Source organism: Sphingopyxis sp. OPL5 (genome assembly GCF_003797775.2).
GTDB lineage: Bacteria > Pseudomonadota > Alphaproteobacteria > Sphingomonadales > Sphingomonadaceae > Sphingopyxis.
In genome coordinates, this window is sequence record NZ_CP060725.1 from 3,942,253 (window position 1) to 3,963,956 (window position 21,704).

The window sequence follows — 21,704 nt, forward strand, 5'->3', positions numbered from 1 at the left end:
TAGGCTTGACGCTTTGCCGATTTCACGGGCATGGACGATGGCGTGAGCAAGCCCCCCTCCCCCGCCGACCTCGAACGCGAACGCCGTCTGGCCGAAGCACTGCGCGAAAATCTGCGCAAACGAAAGGCGCAGGCGCGCGAAACCCGGACCGAAACCCCGCCTAAAGACTGACGGTCACCGTCACGTCGTCGCCCTCGGCGATCCCCTCGGCCTTGCGCACCGCGGCCTTCACCGGAAGAATCCAGCCGCCGCTTTCCTTGTGCGGAAAGACCGAGGTGTTCCAGCTTGTATCGCCGATCGTAACCGCGACCCGCGCCGACCCGAATCCGCCGCGCTTGTCGAGCCATTGCCCCGACATCGCCGCAACGCGAATGCCGTCGGCGACCTCGCCGTCGATCGTCAGGAAAAACCAGGCGGCGGGCGCCGTCGCCGATTGCCAGCGCCACAGCGGTGTGGTTGTGGTGAAGCTTTCCACGCCTGCTATTTCGCCGCGCGCACCGGGACCGGGATATTGCAGATGTCGGCACCGCCGGCGGGCTTGATGAAGAACGGATCGCGCCGGTTCGCCCGCGCATCGGCATATTTTGCAAAGCTGTCGCTCTCGGTCGACAGATATTCGAATTTCGGCTGGTCGGCGGACGGCAGGTCGGTCGCGATCCGGATCGACGCGATCGGCACCCGCTCGGCTTCGGTTTCATAAAAGCCGAGTGCCCCCGTCCCGCGCGGCAGGCTCGACAGATATTCGATGCCGCTGATCACGCGCCCGACAAGCGCTATGTTGCGGTCAAGATGGCGCGGCGCATGGCCGATGACGGTGTAGAGTTCGGCGCCCGATCCGGTGTCGGGTGACATATTACGGCCAACGCCGACCATGCCGTAACAATGGACGGGCCAAGCGCTGCCCTTGTCCAATGCAATCGGCCACCCAAGCAAGGGTACGGCCGCACCGGTATAAGCGTCCTTTCGATTCTGACGTCGCAAAACAACCTTGATGGGGAAAGCCCTGCCGCTGGCCAAATAATTCGATTCCGGCACCACTGCCAAACCGTCGGGCAACGCCTTCTTCTCGGTCGCATCGCCCCATTGCGCGACATAATTGTCCTGCACCCGGTTGACGCTCGTCCCGTCCCACCAATGCGCGGCGGCGAGCTTGCGAATATTGCCGATCCACCCCTGGCTGAACGGGGCGGGCATCAGCTGGATGACGACGCGGCGCGGCTTGCCCTTCACGTCCGGTGCGAGGTCCATCACCAGCAGGTCCGACGCAGGAATCGCGATCCAGTCCTTCGCCGGCGCGGCCGCCGCGATCTCGCCCGGTGACGGGATTTCGGCGGCCGGCGCCGGTGCCTGCTGCGCGGCGGAGGGAGCGGTGAGCGTGAGGGCCGCTGCGGCGGCGAGGAGGCTGTGTTTCATAGGCGATGTCTGCCACGCCCATGCCGCTTGCGAAAGCCCCGCCAAGCGATTAGGGCGCCCCTTCCAGTGCATGCGGAGCGGTGGCCGAGTGGTCGAAGGCGCTCGCCTGGAAAGTGAGTATACGTCAAAAGCGTATCGAGGGTTCGAATCCCTCCCGCTCCGCCATTTTCCCTATTCGGTCGAAATCCCGTCGTCGCCCAGCGAGCGGTACAGCGTGATCCTGTTCCGCACCGCCGCCAGTTCGACCGCGATCTGCGCGCGGCGGGCGCTGTAGAGGCTGCGCTGCGCGTCGAGGCTCGACAGGAAGCTGTCGACCCCGCCGCGATAGCGGGCGTCGGTCAGCCTTGCCGTATCGGCCGCCGCCTCGGTGTTCGCGCGCGCGGCGCGCAGCCGCTCGCCAAGCGTGCCCTGATCGGCGAGCGCGTCGGCGACTTCGCGGAACGCGGTCTGGATCGCGCGTTCGTAACTCGCGAGCGCCGCATCGCGCTGCGCCTCGCTGACGGCGACCCCGGCACGGCGCCCGCCGGCGTCGAAGATCGACAGGCTGGCGTCGGCGCCCGCGCTGAAGCGCAACGCGTCGCCGGTGAACAGCGACCCCAGCGCATCGCTCGCGAAACCGAGCAGCCCGGTGAGCGAGATCGTCGGGAACAACCGCGCACGCGCGACGCCGATATCGGCATTGGCGGCGCGGAGCAGATATTCGGCCTCGACCACGTCGGGTCGGCGCAGCAGGACTTGCGAATTGGTTCCCGCCGGCAGCGTCGCGATCGACGCGCTGACGTCATCAAGTTTCTGCGGCAACAGCGCCTTGTCATAATCGGCACCGACGAGCAGCCGGATCAGATTCTCATCCTGCGCCACCGCGGCGGTTTGCAACGCCAGGTCGCCCTCGGCGGTCGCCAGCACCTGCTCGGCCTGGCGCAGGTCGGTGCGCGGCGCGACCCCGCCCTCCAGCCGCGCGCGGGTCAGCGTCACGCTGCGCCGCGCGCTGTCGGCGGTCTCGCGCGCGATTCCCAGCAGTTCGCGGTCGGCGGCATGGTTGGTCCAGGCCTCGGCGAGATCGGCGACCAGCGCCAGGCGCACGGTGCGGGCCACCGCCTCGGTGGAAAAGGCGCGGTCGCGGTCGGCGGCGGTCGCATTGGCGAGCCGCCCGAACAGGTCGAGTTCGAACGCCGAAACCCCGGCCTGTAGCGCATAGCTCTCGCGTCCGCCGCTCGCGACGCCGCCCGCAATACCGCCGTCGGTATAGTCGCCCGAGCCGCTGATCCCGATCGCCGGGAACTGCGCCGATCGGGTCACCCGCACCTGCGCCCGCGCCGCCGCGACATTGGCGGCGGCGACGCGCAGGTCGCGGTTGTTGGCGAGCGCCTGATCGATCAGCGCCTGCAGCCGTGGATCGCGAAACAGGGCGGCGAGCGTCACCCGCGGCAGCGCCGCCTCGCTCTGCGCCAGATAAGCATCGCCGACCGGCCACGACGCCGGCACCGGCGGCGCCGGCTGGACATATTTGGGCGCCAGCGAACAAGCGCCCAGCGCCAGCGTCGCCGCGCCCAGAAGCAGGACGCGCGTCATGCCGCCACCTCGCTGCCGTCACGCCGGCGGCCGATCCAGCCGCGCACCGCGAGCAACCCGTCGCGCACCCCGCGGCGGACGAGGACGAAGAAGAGCGGAATGAAGAAGATCGCGAGGAAGGCGGCGGTGAGCATGCCGCCGATCACCGAGGTGCCGATCGCGACGCGACTGTTCGCGCCCGCCCCGGTCGCGATCGCCAGCGGCAGCACGCCGAAGATGAAGGCGAAGCTGGTCATCAGGATCGGACGCAGGCGGATGCGCGCCGCGGCGACCGCCGCCTCGATCACGCGCTTGCCCTTGCGCTCTTCCTGTTCGGCGAATTCGATCATCAGGATCGCATTTTTCGCCGCGAGTCCCATCGTCGTGAGCAGGCCGATCTGCAGATAGACATCGTTTTCGAGCCCGCGCAGCGTCACCGCGAAGACCGCGCCAATCAGTCCGAGCGGAATGACGAGCAGCACCGCGAGCGGGATCGACCAGCTTTCATAGAGCGCCGCGAGGCACAGGAAGACGACGAGCAGCGAAATCGCATATAGGAAGGGCGCCTGCCCCGACGACAGCCGCTCCTGATAGGAGGACCCCGACCAGGCGACGCTGGTGCCGGCAATCTCGCCCGCCATGCGCTCCATCTCGTTCATCGCTTCGCCCGAGCTGGTGCCGGGGGCCGGCTGCCCTGAGATTTCGAACGCCGGCACGCCCTGAAAGCGCGAACTGCTGCTCGGTGTCGTCGACCATCCGACCTTCGCAAAGGCCGAGAAGGGCGACATCTCGCCGTCGCTCGACCGGACATACCATTGACCCAGATCCTCGGGTTTGGCGCGATAGGGCGCATCGCCCTGCACATAGACGCGCTTGACGCGGCCCTTGTCGATGAAGTCGTTGACGTAGCGCCCGCCCCAGGCGGTCGCGAGCGTCGAATTCACGTCGCTGTTGGTCAGTCCATAAGCGGTCAGCCGCTGGGTATCGACGTCGACCTTCAGCGTCGCGACGTCGGGAAGGTCGGACAGGCGCACCGATGTCAGCTTGGGATTGGCGTTCGCCATCGCCAGCAGTTTCTCGCGCGCTTCCACGAATTCATCGCGGCTCATGCCGCTGCGGTTCTGGAACTGCATCGTGAAACCCGAGGAATCGCCGAGACCGCGCACCGCGCCGGGCACGAGCGCAAAGATCTGGGCATCGCGCAGTCCGCTCAGCGCCTTGCGCGCGCGCGCAGCGATCGCGTCGGCGGTGTTTTCATCGCCCGAACGCTCGTCCCAATGGACGAGGTTGACGAAACCCTGCCCGGTATTCTGTCCCGCGGCCGAACCGCCGCCGCCACCCGCGATCAGGAACAGCGCCCCGACGTTCGCCTTTTCCTCGGTCAGCATATATTTTTCGATCGCGTCGCGGACCTCGAGCGTCCGCCCCTGCGTTGCGCCGGCGGGCAGGCGGAACTGGACCTGGACGCGCCCCTGGTCCTCGTTGGGCAGGAAGCCGCCGGGCAGGCGCAGGAAGAGCACGGCCAGCGCGACGAGCAGCACCGCATAGATGCCGAGGAACAGCCATTTATGGTCGACCACCTTGGTCACGCTGCCGACATATCGCTCGACGGTGCGGTCGAAGCGCGTGTTGAAGCCGTCTTTCGCCCGTTCGAGCAAGGCGCGCGCGCGCGGAAAACGCCCTCGCGGCGTCGCGGCATCGCCCTGATGCTTGGGCTTGAGCAGGGTCGAGGTCAGCGCCGGGCTGAGGATCAGCGCGACGAGCACCGACAGCATCATCGCCGAAATGATCGTGACCGAGAACTGGCGATAGATGACACCGGTCGATCCGCCGAAAAAGGCCATCGGCAGGAACACTGCCGACAGCACCAGCGCGATCGCGATCAGCGCAACCTGCAATTCCTGCATCGACTGGATCGTCGCCTCGCGCGCCGACATTTCGGGATTCTCTTCCATTAACCGCTCGACATTCTCGACGACGACGATCGCGTCGTCGACGAGCAGGCCGATCGCGAGCGTCAGCCCGAACAGCGTCAGCGTGTTGATGCTGAACCCCAGGATATAGAAGATCGCAAAGGTCCCGAGCAGCACCACCGGCACCGCGATCGCCGGGATAAGCACCGCGCGCCAGCTTTGCAGGAAGACGAACATGACGAGGATGACTAGCAGGATCGCCTCGAACAGCGATTTCTGCACCTCGCTCACCGACAGCTTGATGAAGGCGGTGGCATCGTTGGCGTAGCTGTAGGTCAGTCCGTCGGGGAAATCGGCGGCGAGTTCCTCCATCCGCGCCTTCACCCGGTCGGCGGTTTCCAGCGCGTCGGAGCCGGGCGACAACGAGATCGACATGCCGGCGCCGGGGTGGCCGTTGATGCGGCTCACGACGGCATAGCTTTCGGCGCCGATCTCGACCCGCGCGACATCCTTGATCCGCACCGCCGCCCCGTCGGGCAGCGTCTTGAGCACGATATTTTCGAACTCGGCCACCGTCTGCATTCGCGACTGGGCGGTGACCGTGGCGTTGAGCATCTGGCCCTGCGGCGACGGCAGGCCGCCGACCTCGCCCGCCGCGACTTCGGCATTCTGCGCGGTGATCGCCGAAATCACATCGCTCGGCATCAGCGACACCGCGGCGAGCCGCTGCGGGTTGAGCCAGATCCGCATCGCGTGCGGGCCGCCGAAGATATTGACCTCACCCACGCCCTCGACGCGCGACAGCGGGTCCTGGATGTTCGACGCCATATAGTCGGACACGTCCTGGTTCACGCGCGTGTCGGTCGCGTCATAGACGCCGACGAGCAACAGCGTGTCCGAATTGGCCTTGGTGACGCGAATGCCCTGCGCCTGCACCTGTTGCGGCAGGCGCGACAGCGCCGCCTGGATCTTGTTCTGGACCTGCACCTGCGCGATGTCGGGGTCGGTGCCCTTGGCGAAGATGGCGGTGATGTTCGCCTGCCCGCGCGAACTCGACTGCGAACTGAAATAGAGCAGCCCGTCGATCCCGGTCAGTTGCTGCTCCAGCACTTGGGTGACGCTATTCTCGATCGTCTCGGCCGATGCGCCCGGATATTGCGCGCGGATGTTGACCTGCGCCGGCGCGATGTCGGGATATTGCTCGATCGGCAGCAGGTACAACCCGCCGACCCCGCCGAGCATGACGATGATCGCCAGCACCCATGCGAAAATCGGACGATCGATGAACAGACGCGACATGGGCGGTCAGTTACCCTTCGCCGCTGGCTTTTCCGAAGCGCCGCCCGCCGTGCCGCCCTTGGGCACGCCGACACGTTGCCCGCTGCTCGCCGTGACCGGACGGATCGGCTGCCCCTGCCGCAAATTGCCGAGCCCCTGGCTGATGACGCGGTCGCCCGCCTTCAATCCGTCGGTGACGATCCAGTCGGTGCCCAATGTGCGATCGGCCTTCACCTTGCGGCGCTCGGCCTTGTTGTCCTTGCCGACCAGATAGACGAATGCCGACCCGTCGAAATCGCGCTGCATCGCCGCCTGCGGCACGCGGAAGGCATTTTCTTCGATCGCCTGGTCGAACGCCGCCTTCACGAACATGCCGGGAAGCAGCGTGCCTTTGGGATTCGGGAAACGCGCGCGCAGGGTCACCGTGCCGGTTTCCTCGCTGACCACCGCTTCGGAAAATTCGATCGTTCCGGCAAAGCCATAGGCGCTGCCGTCTTCGAGGATCAACCGCACGCTGGTGCTGCCCGGCAGGACGCCGCCCGCGGCGATCGACTGGCGCAGCGCGGTCAATTCGGCGCTCGACTGCTGCATGTCGACATACATCGGGTCCGTACGCTGGATCACCGCGAGCGGATCGGTCTGGTTGGCGTTGACCAGCGCACCGGCGGTGAACAAGGTTCGCCCGATGCGACCGCTGATCGGCGCGGTGATCGTCGTATAGCGCAGGTTGATCCGCGCGGTTTCGAGCGCCGCTCCATTCTGTGCGACGACCGCATTGGCAACGCGCGCCTGCGCCAGTGCGTCGGTGTAATCCTGCTTGGCGATCGCCTCCATCTCGGCGAGCGGGCGGAAACGGTCAGCCTTGACCTTCGCCGCTTCGGCGCTGGCGCGCGCGCTCGACAGATTGGCGGCCGCCTGGTCGACCGCGGCCTGATACAGGCTGGCGTCGATCTGGAACAGCGGCTGGCCGGCGCGGACATAACCGCCCTGTTCGAACAAGCGCCGCCGGATCAGACCGTTGATCTGCGGGCGGACTTCGCTCGTCTCGAACGCCACCGTCCGCGCGCCGAGTTCGATCGGCACCGGAACGGTGGCCGGCTGGACGACGACATAGCCGACCTCCGGGGCCTGCCGGTTGCCATCGCCCTCGTCGCTCGCCGAACAGCCCGCAAGCAGCGCCATCGCGACACAGATCGCGCCGAGCCGAAGCCTCGGCCGCCCATTCACATGCATTCGAAGAACCTTTTCGGGCTGGGGACTAGCCTTAAGTCGCTATCCTTGAGCAAATTGGGCGGTCTTGCGCAATGCTTTGGTTACGATTGCGACAGGTTGCGACAATTTTGCTGGCCGCGAGCGATTTTTTTCCAAGGCTGCGCAGGGCGGGGTCCGTCTTGAGATTGTCGCGGGACCCTTCCCGCCCCGATTTCAAGAGGACCTTCATGCGCAAGACCCTACTCGCGTCCACCTGTCTTGTGGCTGTCATCGCCACGCCTGCCTATGCCGAAACCGTGATCGGCAACGCGCTCACCACGCCCATCCGCACCTCGACGGTCAATGGCGGAACCGCCCCCGATGACGCGAGGCTCGCCGCTTCGGGATCGATCAAGCCGACCTCGGGGACCGCGGTCACGATCGACAGCAATCACAAGATGACCAACGAGGGCACGATCCAGATCACCAACGCCGATGGTTCGATCGGCATTTTGGCCAATGCGGGCACGACCGGCGCGATCACCAACGCGGCCAGCGGCAAGATCGTCATCGACGAGACCTATGCGCCGACCGACATCGACAATGACGGCGACATCGACGGCCCCTTCGCGGTCGGCACCGGACGCGTCGGCATCGCGACTGCCGGCGCCTTTACCGGCAACATCGTCAATTCGGGTGCGATCACGGTCGAGGGCAATGATTCGGCCGGCATCCGCCTCGGCGGCCCGCTGACCGGCAAGTTCACCAATGACGGCACGATCTCGGTCCTCGGCGACCGCGCGCTCGGCGTCGGCCTGCAGGATGTCACCGGCAATGTCCGCCTCGCGGGCACGATCACCGCCACCGGCCTCGATGCCACCGCAGCGCGTCTCTCGGGCAACATCACCGGCGCGCTTGAGATCCAGGGCACGTTGAGCTCGACCGGCTACCGCACCACCACCGTCCCCGCCGACCCGTCGAAGCTCGACGCCGACGATCTGCTCATCGGCGGCCCGGCGCTGTCGATCGAGGGCGACGTGACCGGCGGCATCATCTTCGCCGTCCCGCCCAAGGACAGCAGCACCACCGACAATGACGAGGACAAGGACGGCATCGAAGACGCCAAGGAAGGCTCGGCTTCGGTCCGCTCCTTCGGGTCGGCACCCGCCGTGCGCATCGGCGCCGCGGGCCGCGATGTCACCATCGGCCCCGTCGCGGGCACCGGTACCAATTTCGGCGTCATCATCGACGGCGCGATCCTCGGCAACGGCCTCTATGCCGGCAAGAATGCGGCCGCGATCCAGATCGGCGGCATGGGCGGCAACGTCACCATCGCCGGCGGCCTCGCGATCGGCAGCAGCGGCACCGTCACGGCGGTTTCCAACGGCGCTTCGGCGACCGCGCTGCAGGTCGGCGCCGGCGCGACCGTCCCCGAAATCCGTAACGCGGGCAAGATCGAAGCCTCGGGCGGCAACGCCGCGACCGCGATCTCGACCGGCATCCTCGTTCAGGCCGGCAGCAATGTCGGGATGATCCGCAACAGCGGCACGGTCAGCGCCAAGGCGGCGGGCACCGACGGAACCGCACGCGGTATCGTCGACCTGTCGGGCAATGTCGGGCTGGTCGAAAACAGCGGCACGATCACCGCGACCGGCGCGCTGGGCACCTCCGACCGCAACATCGCGATCGACCTGTCGGCCAATACCGGCGGCGCGTCGGTCAAGCAGACCGCCGTCGCTTCGGGCATCACCGCACCGTCGATCGTCGGCGACATCCGTTTCGGCGTCGGCAACGACCTGATCGACATCGCCGACGGTTCGGTGAAGGGCGACAGCTTCTTCGGCACCGGCAACAACACCCTCGCGCTGTCGGGTGACGCGACGTACGACGGCACCGCCCAGTTCGGTAACGGCAACGACATCATGACGCTCGCCGGCACCTCGAAATTCGGCGGCCTTGCCGACTTCGGCGGCGGCAGCGACACGCTGACCATCGGCGGCACCGCGATCTTCTCGGGTCGCCTCGCCAATGCCCAAGGCCTCGCGGTCGCGGTCAACGGCGGCGCCTTCGACGTCGTCGGCGCGGCGACGATTTCGTCGCTCGCGGTCACCAACAAGGGCGTGCTCGGTGTCACCCTCGACGGCGGCACCACCGGCACCGCGATCCAGGTCACCGGCAACGCCAGCTTCGGCGCCGAATCGAAACTGGCGCTGCGGCTGTCCAGCCTCGACAATGCCGAGGGCCAGCATGTCGTGCTGACCGCCGGCACGTTGACGGGTGCCAGCAACCTCACCACCACCTCGACGACGCTGCCCTTCCTGTTCAAGGGCACCCTGACCTCGAACGCCACCCAGCTGATCGTCGACGTGTCGCGCAAGAGCACCACCGAACTCGGCCTCAACCGCTCGGAAGCGGGCGCCTTCAACGCGGTGATCGACGCGCTCGCGGGGGACGAGGCCATCGAACAGGTGTTCCTCGACATCACCAACGGCACCCAGTTCAAGGGCCAGCTCGGCCAGATGCTGCCCGAGCATGAAGGCGGCGTGTTCGAAACCGTCACCTCGGGCTCGCGCGCGCTCGGCCGCTACCTGATGGATCCCAACGCGCCGTTCCAGGACGAAGGCAAATGGGGCTATTGGGTCAACCAGGCCGTGTGGGGCACGTCGAAGAGCATCGGCGACACCGCCGGTTACGACGTCACCGGCTGGGGCATCTCGCTCGGCGCCGAAATCAAGTCCGACATGGGCAATTTCGGCGGCTCGATCGCGTTCCTCAGCGGCAAGGACGGCAACGCCAGCAACCTCAATGAGGTGACGTCGAGCCAGTTCGAAGGCGCGCTGCACTGGCGCCTGCGGTCGGACGGCTGGATGGCGAATGCCCGTATCTCGGGCGCGCCGATCAGCTTCAAGGGCACCCGCCGGTTCCAGGCCGAGGCCGGCGCCGACGACATCGACGAAACGATCCGCGGCAAATGGGACGGCACCCTGTGGTCCGCCTCGGGTTCGGTCGCGCACGACGGCCGTCTGGGCGGACTGTCGGTGCGCCCGACGGTCGCGGTCGACTATTACAAGCTCACCGAAAAGGGCTACACCGAAACCGGCGGCGGCGATGCACTCGACCTGACGGTCCTCGGCCGCGACAGCGACGAACTCGCGGTCTCGGGCACCGTGGCGGTCGGCCTCGATTTCGGCGGCACCGACGAATATGACGGCTGGACGCGCTTCGAGATCGAAGGTGGCCGGCGCCAGATCGTCGGCGGCTCGCTTGGCACGACGACGGCGTCGTTCAAGGACGGCACGCCCTTCACCCTCGTCCCCGACGATCGCACGAGCGGCTGGGTCGGCCGCATCCGCGGGATGGCCGGCAACTCCTCCTTCCAGGTGGGCGGTGAACTTTCTGCGGAAGAACAGCAGAGCCATATCGGCTGGGCTTTCCGCGCGAGCCTCAAGGTCGGTCTCTGAAGGGCACGCCCCCGCCCCTGACCGGCCTTGTCCGCAAGGGGGAAGCATTACCCCACCCTCCGCTTCCCCCTTGCCTTGCTTTTTGAACGAACGATGAGGACCATGATTGCCGCCACCGTCCCCTTTCTCCCCCAGCAGGACCGCCGTCCGGGCATCGGCGGAGTCATGCTGCGGTTGCGCGTGCCGCACGGTGCGCTATATGACGGCTCCGCCAGGGGGACGGGGGGCGCCGGCCAAACAGGTGTCGTTCAGCAGCAGATGGCGTTCCGAATCAACCGATCCATGACCGATGCGACCGACGCACCCTCGCCCGCGCAGGGCATCGAAGGCGTATTGCTCGCCAACCGCGACCGCATCGTGCGGTTCCTCGAAGTGCGCGGCGCGGGCGACGGCGCCGAGGACCTGTTCCAGGACCTGTGGATGCGGCTGACCGAGCGCCGCACCGGACCGATCGCCGATCCCTTGTCCTATGTGATGCGCGCCGCGAACAATCTGATGCTCGATCGCTATCGCTCGGCGCGCCAGCGCATGCTGCGCGACCATGCGTGGGGCGAAAATACCGCGGTCGAAAGACCCTCGGCCGAGGCCGCGCTGATCGCGCGCGAGCAGCTCGTGCAGGTCGAGGCAGCGGTGACCGCGACCGGCGAGCGACCGGCGCGCATCTTCCGCCGTTTCCGTGTCGACGGCATCGCCCAGCGCGACATCGCCGCCGAATTCGGCGTCAGCCTCAGCACCGTCGAGGCCGATTTGCGCAAGGTCTATGCGGCGCTTGCCGCGGTCAGGAGGCATTTCGATGCGTCCTGAAACCGACCCCATCATCGAAGCCCGCGCGATCGACTGGGTGATCCGCCAGCGCGACCCCGAATTCGCCGACTGGAACGCCTTCGCCGATTGGCTCGGCACAAGCCCCGACCACGCGGCGGCCTATGACGCGGTCGCGCTCCTCGACGCCGATCTCGACGCGCTGCCCCGCGCTCCCGCGCCGTCGGTCGTCATCCGCGAAGACGCGGCACCGCGCCGCGCCCCTTCGCGCCGCGCCTGGTTCGGCGGCGCGATCGCCGCGGCGCTGGTCGGCGCGATCGTCCTGCCCAACCTCGGCCTGTTCGCCGACCCGAACCGCATCCAGACCGCGGCGGGCGAACATCGCACCCTGACGCTCGCCGACGGGTCGAAGATCGAGATCAACGGTGGCTCGGTCGTCACGCTCGACGAGGATCGCCCGCGTTTCGCGCGCCTCGAAAGCGGCGAGGCGATGTTCCACGTCGTCCACCGCGAAGGCGATCCCTTCGTCGTCGAGGCCGGCGAAAACCGCATCGTCGACCTCGGCACCGCTTTCAACGTCGTGCGCCGCCACCGCAAAACATCGGTCGCCGTGTCCGAAGGCATCGTCGTCTATAATCCGCAGCGCGACAATGTCCGCATGCTTGCCGGCGAAGGCATCGAGGCCCGGGACGGCGATGCCAGGCCGCCCAAGGTGCGCAGCGTCGATGCCGCGTCGATCGGCGGCTGGCGCTCGGGCCTGCTCGTCTATGCCGACACGCCGCTGGCGGTGGTCGCCGAGGATTTGCAGCGCACCGCCGGGATGAAAGTGACCGTCGCGCCCGAGGCGGCGCAACAATCGTTCCGCGGCGCGCTGGTCGTCGGCGACGATCCGGCCCGCACCATCGCCGACCTCGCCGCCCTGTCGGGGACACGCGCCGAAAAGCGCGGCGACGGCTGGGTGCTGACGCGCTGATATGAACCGCAGCCTGCCCTTCCTCGTCGCGGCCGCCGCCCTGTGCGCGCCCACCGTGGCGTCGGCGGCGGAAGAGCGGGCGTTCGACGTGCCCAAGGGCAGCCTCGCGACGGCGCTGCCGCTCGTCAGCCGCCAGGGCGGGGTCAGCATCAGCGTCGCCGATGCACAATTGTGGAACGGGCGGGTCAAGGCGGTGCGCGGGCGGATGAGCGTCGACGAGGCGATCCGCCGCATGCTCGCCGGTACCGAAGCACGCGCGATACGGGTCAGCGCGACCAGCTGGCGGATCGAGCGCCGCCCCTCACCGCCGCCGAAGGTCGCGCGGCGGGCGACCTCGCCGCCAAAAACGCCGCCATCGAGGGCACGGGAACCCGACAATCTGGTCGCGGGTCCCGGCGACGAGATCATCGTCACCGCCTCGAAGACCGACCTTCCCTACGCAAGCTTTGCTGGCGTCGCCACCGTTCTCGATGGCGGCGATTTGGCGTTCGGCGGCGAGCGCGGGATGGAATCGATCCTGTCGCGGATGGCGACCGTCTCCTCGACCCACCTCGGCTCGGGGCGCAACAAGCTGTTCATTCGCGGCATCGCCGATTCCAGCTTCACCGGTCCGACCCAGTCGACCGTCGGCCAGTATCTCGGCGACATCCGGCTGAGCTACAACGCCCCCGACCCCGACCTGCGCCTGTACGACATCGAAAGCGTCGAGATTCTCGAAGGGCCGCAGGGCACCCTCTATGGCGCCGGGTCGCTCGGCGGCATCATCCGCGTCGTGCCGCAGGCGCCCGATCCCGACCGGCAGACGGTACAGGCGAGTGCCGGCGTGTCGCTGACCCAGCACGGCGACCCCGGCGGCGACCTCGGCGCGACGGTCAACCTGCCGATCGGCGAGACCGGCCATGCGCTGCGCCTCGTCGGCTATATGATCAGCGACGGCGGCTATATCGACAATCCGCTGCGCGGGCAGAAGGACGTCAACCGCGTCAATGTTCGCGGCGGCCGTGCCACCTTCCGCGTCGACGCCGGCGACGACTGGACCGTCGATCTCGGAGGTGTCTATCAGTCGATCGTCTCGCAGGACGCGCAATATGCCGACAAGAACGCCCCGCCGCTGATCCGCAATTCGATGGTCGAGCAAAATGCCAAGGCGAAATACGGCCTCGGCACGATCGTGGTGATGAAGGACTGGGACGGGCTGCATTTCCAGTCGTCGAACGCCTTCGTCAGCCACCGTCTGTTCGAGCGCTTCGACGCGAGCAATCCGAACGACCCGCCGCGCATCCTCGACCAGCGCAACGCGACGCGGATGTTCGTCAGCGAGACCCGCCTGTCGCGGCCGTTCGACGATGGCCTCGGCTGGGTGATCGGGGCCAGCATCCTCGACAATCGCACCCGCCAAAGCCGCGAACTCGGCAACGCACTTGTCCAGATGCCGCTTACCGGCGTTGCCAACCGCATCACCGAATTCACCGGTTATGGCGAGGCGACGGTCGAAGTCACGCCGAACCTGATCGCAGCGGGCGGCCTTCGCCTGTCGCATGCGAGCCTCGACGGGTCCGGCAGGGATATCCCGCTCGATGTCGCTTTCGCGGGCCGCGCCGAAACCGCGCATCGGTCGGAGACCGACCTGTTGCCGTCGGCGTCGCTGCTCGCCTTACCGGTGCGCAACGTGACGCTCTACGTTCGCTACCAGGAGGGCTTCCGTCCCGGCGGCCTCGCTGTCGACAATAATTTCGTCCGCCGTTTCCGCAACGACCAGGTCCAGACGCTCGAAGCCGGCGTGCGCTTCGGCGAAAAGGGCTGGACGCCGTTCGACGCCAGCCTCTCGGTCTCGCACAGCCGCTGGCGCGACATCCAGGCCGATTTCATCGACACCAACGGCTTTCCGACCACCGCCAATATCGGCGACGGCCGGATCACCAGCATCACCGGCGCCTTTGCGGTGCGGCCGACGCCCGGATTGTCGTTCGAACTCGGCGCGGTCTATAACCACAGCCGCGTGACCGAGCTTTTCTCCGGCGAACTGCGTACCATCGCGGTTCGCGCCGCCGCCGCGGGGGGCGATGTCGGGATCACCATCCCGCAGGAGGCGCTGCTCGCGCGGCTCGGCCAGATTCCCAATGTCGCGCGCTACGCGGTACGCGGTTCGTTCAACTACGCCGCACCGATGGGCGACGAGGATCTGCGCATCAACGGTTGGGCCAATTATGTCGGCCCGTCGCGGCTCGGTATCGGCCCGATCCTCGGCGAGGGTCAGGGCAAATATCTCGACACCGGCCTCGCGATGCGCCTCGGCGATCATCGCCGCGGCCTGTCGCTGACGCTGACCAACCTGTTCGACGCCAAGGGCAATCGCTTCGCGCTTGGCACGCCGTTCGTCGAGGGCAGCGCGGGCTTCCTGACCCCGCTACGCCCGAGGACGATCCGCATCGCGATCGACGTGGCGTATTGATTTCAGCCGAACGACCGCTTTTGGGCGGTTAGCGGCCGTCTCAATCCTCCCTGTCGCGCAGCGATGGGGAGGTGGCAGCGCGAAGCGCTGACGGAGGGGCCGACGCCGTCAAAGGCTGGCGCAAGGCCGCAGCCCCTCCACCACCGCTGCGCGGCGGTCCTCCTCCCCACGGCTTCGCCGCAGGGAGGATTGAATGGGACCCGCTAACGCCCGCGAGCCGCCTTACAGGCTACTCCGCCAGCGTCAGCGCCTCATAGCGTTCCATATGATAGTCGGCGCTGCCGAACTGGCCCTCGATCATCGTGGCGCGCTTAAAATAATGGCCGATCGCCAGTTCCTGCGTGATCCCGATGCCGCCATGGGTCTGGATCGCATTCTGCCCGACGAAGTTCGCGCCGCGCGCAACCTTGTTTTTCGCCGCCGACACTGCCGCCTTGCGTTCGTCGGCGGGCAGGTCCAGCTTCAGCGTGCCCATGATCGTCATCGAACGCGACTGTTCGACCTCCATGAACATGTCGACCATGCGGTGCTGCAGCACCTGGAATTTGGCGATCGGGATGCCGAACTGCTTGCGCTGCTGGGTATATTCCAGCGTGCCTTCGTGCAGCTTCTGCATCACACCCGTCGCCTCGGCGCAGACCGCGACCGTGGCTTCATCGACGACCTGTTCGATCAGCCCCAGCCCCGCGCCCTCGCCGCCGAGCAGCGCGTCCGCAGGGATCGCGACATTCTCGAAATAGATTTCGGACGCGCGGCTGCCGTCGACGGTTGGATAGTCGCGGCGTACGATGCCCGGCAGGGTCGCGTCGATCAGGAACAGAGACACGCCGTCGCGGTCGCGCTGGCCGCCGCCGGTGCGCGCGGTGACGAGCAGATGCGTTGCCCAGGGCGCGGCATAGACCACGCCCTTGTGTCCGTTGAGCACATAGCCCGCACCGTCCTTCTTGGCGGTCGTGCGCAGGTTCGCGAGATCGTAGCGGCCCTGCGGTTCGGCATAGGCGAAGGCGACGATGACATTGCCCGCGATGATCTCGGGGATGAATTTGTCCGCCTGCGCGCCGCCAACGGCCTTGAGTGCGCCGCCCGCGATCACGACGGTCGGCAGATAGGGCTCGATGCCGAGCACCTTGCCCAGTTCTTCCATGATGATCGCATTTTCCAGCGCGCCGCCGCCAAGGCCGCCATGCTCTTCGGAAAAGGACGCGCCGAGCATGCCGAGTTCCTGCGCCAGCGCGGTCCAGATCGCGGGGTCGCGGCCTTCGTCGCTCGCGATGAACTTCTGGCGCGTCTCGAAATCATAGGTGTCGCTCAGGAAACGGGCGAGCGTGTCGCGGATCATGTCCTGCGTTTCGGTGTAGGTGAAATCCATCTCTATATCCTCGTCGCCCCCGCGAAGGCGGGGGCCGCTATCGTTTTACACTGCGGCGCTGGATAAGGCCGACTGCGGCCCCCGCCTGCGCGGGGGCGACGCATGCTTCAGAGTCCGAGCACCATCTTCGCGATGATGTTGCGCTGGATCTCGTTCGACCCGCCGTAAATCGTCGTCTTGCGGACGTTGAAATAGGTCGGCGCGGCGCGGTGGGCATAGTCGGGCCCGATCGGATGCTCGTTGTCGCCTTCCCCGAAACCGCGGAAATAGGGCGCGCCATAATGGCCGACCGCTTCCAGCGTCAGTTCGGTCAGCCGCTGCTGGATTTCGCTGCCCTTGATCTTGAGCAAGCTCGATTCCGGCCCCGGACCTTTGCCCGCGTTCGGCCCCGCAAGGCTGCGCAACTCGGTGAATTCGAGCGCGGTCAGGTCGATCTCCAGCTCGGCGATCTTGCGCTTGAAGAACGCGTTGGCGAGCAAAGGCTTGTCGCCGTCGAGCTCGGTGCGGGCGATTTGCTTGACCTTCTCGACTCCGCGCTTCGACGACGCGACGCCGGCGATGCCGGTGCGTTCGTGGGCGAGCAGGAACTTGGCGCAGGTCCAGCCCTTATTCTCTTCGTAAACACGCTGCGACTGCGGGACGCGAACGTCCTCGAGCCACACCTCGTTGACCTCATGCTCGCCGCCGAGCGTGATGATCGGGCGCACGGTGATGCCGGGCGACTTCATGTCGATCAGGAGGAAAGAAATGCCTTCCTGCTGCTTCGCGTCCTTGTCGGTGCGGACGAGGAAGAAACCCCAGTCGGCGTGCTGCGCCATCGTCGTCCAGGTCTTCTGGCCGTTGACGATATAGTCGTCGCCATCGGGGACCGCCGCGGTGCGCAGGCTGGCAAGATCGGACCCGGCGCCGGGTTCCGAATAGCCCTGGCACCACCAATCCTCGCCCGACAGGATGCGGGGCAGGAAGTAAGCCTTCTGCTCGGGGGTGCCAAAGGTGTAGATCACCGGGCCGACCATCGCGAGGCCGAAGGGCATCAGGCGAATACAGTCGGCGCGCGCGGTTTCCTCGGAAAAGATGAAGCGCTGCGTCGGGGTCCAGCCGGTGCCGCCATATTCGACCGGCCATGCCGGGGCGACCCAGCCCTTGTTGTACAGGATCTTGTGCCAGGCGAGGAAATCTTCCTTGGCGAGTTCGTCGCCCTCATCCTGCTTGCCGCGCAGGTCGGCGGGGTAATTTTCGGCGATGAAGCTGCGCACTTCCTGCTGGAAGGCGAGGTCTTCGGGGCTGAACTCCATGTCCATTATGATTCTCCCAAGGGCTATGCCGACCTTATATGGCCGGTTCACGCTTACGTAAAGGTAAGTTGCTTCTTGCTACGCGATATGCGCGATCATCGTGAAGATGCGCGTCTTTGTCCAGCGCAGCGAGAATGCGTCAGCCCACGCCGCCCCGCCGCGTCACGATGACCACCGCCCCGTCGCTGAAATAGGCGTTGCGCCGCTCGGCGATCGACAGCGTCACCGGGACGATGGCGCCGTCGCGAACCACCAGGTCGGATTCGATCCGCGCCGGTTTCCCGTCGCGCAGCACCCCCTCCAGCGCATCCGAAAATTGCGCCCGCCGCGCGACCGCGAGCAAGGCGGAGAATTTCACCCGCCGGATCGCCTCGTCGCCGACCCCCAGCATGGCGGTCAGCGAGGCATTCGCATATTCGACCGCCTCGCGCAGCGAGATGCACGCATGGCCGATACCGCCATCGGCATCGAGCGCGCGGAGCGCCGCCGTCCGCGCATCGCTGGCCTCGAGCGCGGCGATCGCTTCGCTGACGTCGCGCAGGATGATCGCGCCGCCGATCGGCAGCGGCACCAGGTCGGCATGCAGCCATTGCCCGGGCCGCAGCAGCGACGGCAGGTCGCCCGAGAAGCGCTCGCGATGGTCGATCATGCGCAGGATGTGGTGGAAGATCAGGCTCGTCTCGATCGCCGGCAGCGCCGCGGCGAGCGGTTGCCCGACCAGCGCCGCTGCGGAGACCTCGAGCATGTCGGCCGCCGCCGGATTGGCCGCCGCGATCCGCCGCTGCCGATCGACGAGGATCAGGCTGTCGCGCACCGATTCAAGCAGCAGGACCTGTGAATCGCGCAGTTGCGCTTCGCCGCCCTCGCCCGCCCCGCCCAGCCGCCGGTAATCGTCGAGCGAGATCAGCACATGCGCGTCCTTGCCATGATGGGTCACCACGACCGGCTTGCGCGCCGAATGCAGTCGCCAGCTGGCAAAACCGCGAATGAAGTCCGCCGCCGATACGCGCGCATGGGACTGGCCTGTTTCCATCTCATCCTCCGAAGCATCGATGCTCCTTCCCTTATGGGTCGGTTTGGGACGCTTTCGCTCCGGAACGGACTAACCGACGAGCTTCGCCTGGCCGCAGCGCAGCGCGTTGACCCGTGCATCGGCCTGCCCGACATGGACCCCGAGCACCCCGGTCACCTGCTGCAGCACCCCGTCGAGCAGCGGCGCGGTTGCGCCGACCGTGGTGGCGACAAGCGACTTCAAAGCGCTCAGATTCAGCCCGATTCCCAGCACCGCCCCGCTAAGGTCCATGCGGTCGGCGAGCGACTTGGCCGCCCCCGCGACCAGCCCCGTGCTCGACACCGTCTTGACCGTGCCGTCGGCGATATTGGTCCGCGAAAAAGCGACGGGTTTTTCCGCCAGATCGGACAGAACAAGTTCGGCCTCGGCGTCGACGCTGGCCAGCGGCAGTTTCAGCAGGCGCGCCTTTTGGGGATCGAGCGGGCGGCTCATGTCGCGAAACGCGCTGTCGGTGACCGTCCCGATCGCCAGCGACGCGGGCGACGTCGTTACCGCCAGCGTTACCGCCTTGCTCGCATTCTTGCTGCAATCGATCGCAGAAATCCGCGCCGAGGCCGATCCGAGTTCGGCGAGGATCGGCAATTCGATCGTCGCGACCGGCGTCGCGATCCGGGTGTCGATCCGCAATCGCACCTGCGCGGTGCGGACGACGACCTGATTGTCGTCGGTCACCGCGATCAGCGGCGAATTCGCCGGCGGCTCGCCGATGATCAGCGCCAGCTTCGCCTGTGTCCCGCCCGGCAGCGCGCCGACGAGGTCGAGGTCGACCTGCCGGTCCGCGGATCCCAGGATCAGCATCGTGCGCAGCAAGCTGAGCAGGTTGACGCGCACCGGGTTGGCGGCGTCGACCCGCACGCTCGACGAACGCGGGCCGAGGTCGATCGCCGACGCCGGCACAAGTTGCGTCGCGCTGGCCCGCGCTGCCATATGGTCGACCAGCGGCGCGACATGGCTGTCCGATGCCGCCGCGAGCGCCGACAACACCTGCGGCATCGTCACCCGGCTGTCGAGCGTCTGGCCAAAGGTCAGCGCCTCGACCCCGATCTCGCTGCGCAAGGCGTCGGAGAATTTCAGCAGGTCGACGTCGGCGCTGGCGAGCGCGTTGTAATCCATCAGCGACAGGTTGAGCTCGCTGCCGGTTAGCGCCGACAGGATAGCATTGGGGACCCCGCCGCTCACCGCCGCGACGCGCGAACCGAGCGAGAAGGCGGCGTAGCCTCGCCGCGACCCCGTCGCCGAAGCGCTGATGATATTGCTGTCGCGTCCGGTGATGACGCGGCCGAAGAACAGCCGATGCTCGCGCGTTAGCACGACGCGCACCGCGTTGGGCGACGCACCGCCGGGCGTGAAGCGCCGTTCAGCGGCGACACCGACGTCGGCGACATAGCTGCCGGGGGTCAGCGCGGCGATCGTGATGTCGCAGTTGCAATTGGCGGCGATGATGCGCTCGGCCGCGGCGCGCTCCTCGCCCGGCTTCGCCGCCGCCGCCATCGCCGCGGCGTCGGCGATCCCCTGCAGTTTGCGGCGATCGAGGTGGAGCGATCCGACATCGACCGCGAGCGCGGCGGCGCCGATCAGCATGATCATGCCGAAGGCGGCGGCGACGCTGATGCTGCCACGAGCGTCGCGCGACAGCCGGGCAACAAGGGGCCGCGCGCGCATCATTCGACCGGCAGTTCGAAGGTCGCGCTGGCGCGGATGATATCGCCCGGCGTGAGCACCAGTGTCGAGCGCAGCAAATTGCCTTCGGGCACATGATAGGCGAGATCGACCGTCACCGTCTGCGCGTTTTCGGACACCAGCACGCTGCGCAATTCGCGTCGATAACCGCCGACACCGTGCATGCTGCGGTCGATCGCGCGGATCGCGACGGCGCGCCGATCGGCGGCATCGAGCCCGGTGATCGCGGCGCGTGCGCCGTCGTTCGCCGCCTGCTGCACGCTGTGCGCGAGCAGGAAATATTGACCATAGATGAGGATGCCGAGCAACAGCATCAGGAAGAGCGGCAGCAGCAGCGCCGTCTCGATCATCGCGGTGCCGCGCCGGTCGCGGGCCAGTCGGGTCGATGTCTTTGTCATGCCGGCGATTATGCGCAGCGGGCGTAACCGGGCCTGCCTGCATCGCGGAATCGCGAAATACCGGAATTACACATTTTTGCCGGACCCGATTGATCGAGGGCATATTTCAGTCCGGGCGGCAATCGGCCATTTTTGTTTCGATGCAGGAACATTGCTAACGCGATCCTGCCATGGCCGCCGGCCCCGATGTCGGAAAACAGGAAAATTAGGCGCCGAAAACGGCGAAAGCCGCACCCCCTGGAGGGCGCGGCTTTCGAAACCACGACGATCGGTCAGACGATCGCGAAATCCCTATCCCCGCGTCAGTTGCGCGCGGGGAAAATGCCCTGCGTCGCGATGCACCACTGCACCGTCAGATAGGGCGGGCGAACGGGGATCGGGATATTGTTGCCCGTCGGCTGGAACTGGACTGTTCCCGGACTCATCAAATTGCCGACCGGGTCACTGCCGCCCAGGAAGCTGCTGTTCGACGAAATACCGAAGGCATTGCCGCTCGCGGTGGTCGCATTCGCCTGCGGCACCGCGGTCTGGACCGCCGAGCGGTGGGTGTGGCTCGGGATTTGGGTCGTCAGCAACGTCGTCGTTTCGGTTCCCGTCTGTTCGCCCAAAAGATAGGGCGACAGACCCGGTCCGCTGCCCTGGTTGATCGCCATGCGCCCGCGCATGTCGGGCAGCGCGAACGTCGTCTGCCCATTGCCGCCATAGGTGGTTCCCAGCAACGAGAACAACGCCGTGTTGGTGCTGATCGCCAGAATCTGGCCCGACGCCGATGCCCAGCCACGCGGGCAGAAATTGAAGCCGACCTGCATCATCTGGCCAAGGTACATCTCGGTCGCCTGCGCCGATGCCGGCGACGTATAGGCCAGCGAGCTGGCGGTCGTCGCCAACAGCAACGC

16 protein-coding genes and 1 tRNA gene are annotated in these 21,704 nt (G+C 66.9%); 6 read left to right on the top strand and 11 right to left on the bottom strand.

The features are described from left to right. Nucleotides 1-42: 42 nt before the first annotated feature. Nucleotides 43-171, top strand: a complete 129-nt coding sequence (locus EEB18_RS22790; RefSeq protein WP_262408005.1) for a hypothetical protein — start codon at nucleotides 43-45, stop codon at nucleotides 169-171. Here EEB18_RS22790 and EEB18_RS19005 read toward each other — a convergent pair. Continuing rightward, nucleotides 161-475 (bottom strand): DUF1905 domain-containing protein, encoded by a 315-nt coding sequence (locus EEB18_RS19005; protein ID WP_187141397.1) that lies wholly within the window; start codon nucleotides 473-475, stop codon nucleotides 161-163. The genes EEB18_RS22790 and EEB18_RS19005 overlap by 11 nt on opposite strands. Nucleotides 476-480: 5 nt before the next feature. Further along, the gene (locus EEB18_RS19010) at nucleotides 481-1,413 is read right to left on the bottom strand and encodes a peptidylprolyl isomerase (RefSeq protein ID WP_187141398.1); all 933 of its coding nucleotides are present in this window, start codon (nucleotides 1,411-1,413) and stop codon (nucleotides 481-483) included. A gap of 74 nt (nucleotides 1,414-1,487) precedes the next feature. On the opposite strand from EEB18_RS19010, the gene EEB18_RS19015 reads away from it, so the two are divergent. Continuing rightward, a tRNA-Ser gene (locus EEB18_RS19015) sits at nucleotides 1,488-1,578 on the top strand. A gap of 6 nt (nucleotides 1,579-1,584) precedes the next feature. On the opposite strand, the gene EEB18_RS19020 is transcribed toward EEB18_RS19015, so the two are convergent. From EEB18_RS19020 to EEB18_RS19030, 3 genes are read right to left on the bottom strand one after another with little or no spacing between them, the layout of a single operon-like run. Continuing rightward, nucleotides 1,585-2,985: an efflux transporter outer membrane subunit gene (locus tag EEB18_RS19020; protein WP_187141399.1), complete on the bottom strand. Its 1,401-nt coding sequence runs from the start codon at nucleotides 2,983-2,985 to the stop codon at nucleotides 1,585-1,587. Next, on the bottom strand, nucleotides 2,982-6,176 hold the full coding sequence (locus EEB18_RS19025) for an efflux RND transporter permease subunit (RefSeq protein WP_187141400.1): 3,195 nt from the start codon (nucleotides 6,174-6,176) through the stop codon (nucleotides 2,982-2,984). The genes EEB18_RS19020 and EEB18_RS19025 overlap by 4 nt, the downstream gene beginning before the upstream one ends. Nucleotides 6,177-6,182: 6 nt before the next feature. After that, the gene (locus tag EEB18_RS19030) at nucleotides 6,183-7,337 is read right to left on the bottom strand and encodes an efflux RND transporter periplasmic adaptor subunit (protein WP_262408006.1); all 1,155 of its coding nucleotides are present in this window, start codon (nucleotides 7,335-7,337) and stop codon (nucleotides 6,183-6,185) included. 257 nt (nucleotides 7,338-7,594) lie between these two features. On the opposite strand from EEB18_RS19030, the gene EEB18_RS19035 reads away from it, so the two are divergent. The 4 genes from EEB18_RS19035 (at nucleotide 7,595) to EEB18_RS19050 (ending at nucleotide 14,994) form a co-directional block, all read left to right on the top strand. Next, entirely contained in the window at nucleotides 7,595-10,807 is a 3,213-nt protein-coding gene (locus EEB18_RS19035; protein ID WP_187141402.1) for an autotransporter domain-containing protein, read from the top strand. 93 nt (nucleotides 10,808-10,900) lie between these two features. Continuing rightward, nucleotides 10,901-11,611: an RNA polymerase sigma factor gene (locus tag EEB18_RS19040; RefSeq protein WP_316248976.1), complete on the top strand. Its 711-nt coding sequence runs from the start codon at nucleotides 10,901-10,903 to the stop codon at nucleotides 11,609-11,611. Continuing rightward, the gene (locus EEB18_RS19045) at nucleotides 11,601-12,542 is read left to right on the top strand and encodes a FecR family protein (protein ID WP_187141403.1); all 942 of its coding nucleotides are present in this window, start codon (nucleotides 11,601-11,603) and stop codon (nucleotides 12,540-12,542) included. Before EEB18_RS19040 ends, EEB18_RS19045 begins: the two co-directional genes overlap by 11 nt. Nucleotide 12,543: 1 nt before the next feature. Next, nucleotides 12,544-14,994, top strand: coding sequence for a TonB-dependent receptor domain-containing protein (locus EEB18_RS19050; RefSeq protein ID WP_187141404.1), 2,451 nt, complete (start codon nucleotides 12,544-12,546; stop codon nucleotides 14,992-14,994). A 229-nt stretch (nucleotides 14,995-15,223) separates the two neighbouring features. Here EEB18_RS19050 and EEB18_RS19055 read toward each other — a convergent pair whose 3' ends face one another. From EEB18_RS19055 to EEB18_RS19080, 6 genes are all read right to left on the bottom strand, one after another. Beyond that, nucleotides 15,224-16,363, bottom strand: coding sequence for an acyl-CoA dehydrogenase family protein (locus tag EEB18_RS19055; protein WP_187141405.1), 1,140 nt, complete (start codon nucleotides 16,361-16,363; stop codon nucleotides 15,224-15,226). 107 nt (nucleotides 16,364-16,470) lie between these two features. Continuing rightward, a complete protein-coding gene (locus EEB18_RS19060) occupies nucleotides 16,471-17,664 on the bottom strand; it encodes an acyl-CoA dehydrogenase family protein (RefSeq protein WP_056351696.1) in 1,194 nt (397 codons plus the stop codon). Nucleotides 17,665-17,797: 133 nt separating this feature from the next. Then, on the bottom strand, nucleotides 17,798-18,691 hold the full coding sequence (locus EEB18_RS19065; protein WP_187141406.1) for a PAS domain-containing protein: 894 nt from the start codon (nucleotides 18,689-18,691) through the stop codon (nucleotides 17,798-17,800). Between the two features lie 69 nt (nucleotides 18,692-18,760). Beyond that, nucleotides 18,761-20,395, bottom strand: a complete 1,635-nt coding sequence (locus tag EEB18_RS19070) for a TadG family pilus assembly protein (protein WP_187669027.1) — start codon at nucleotides 20,393-20,395, stop codon at nucleotides 18,761-18,763. Beyond that, entirely contained in the window at nucleotides 20,392-20,808 is a 417-nt protein-coding gene (locus tag EEB18_RS19075) for a TadE/TadG family type IV pilus assembly protein (RefSeq protein ID WP_187141408.1), read from the bottom strand. Before EEB18_RS19075 ends, EEB18_RS19070 begins: the two co-directional genes overlap by 4 nt. 302 nt (nucleotides 20,809-21,110) lie before the next feature. Next, nucleotides 21,111-21,695: a phage tail protein gene (locus EEB18_RS19080; RefSeq protein WP_262408007.1), complete on the bottom strand. Its 585-nt coding sequence runs from the start codon at nucleotides 21,693-21,695 to the stop codon at nucleotides 21,111-21,113. Nucleotides 21,696-21,704 lie beyond the last annotated feature (9 nt).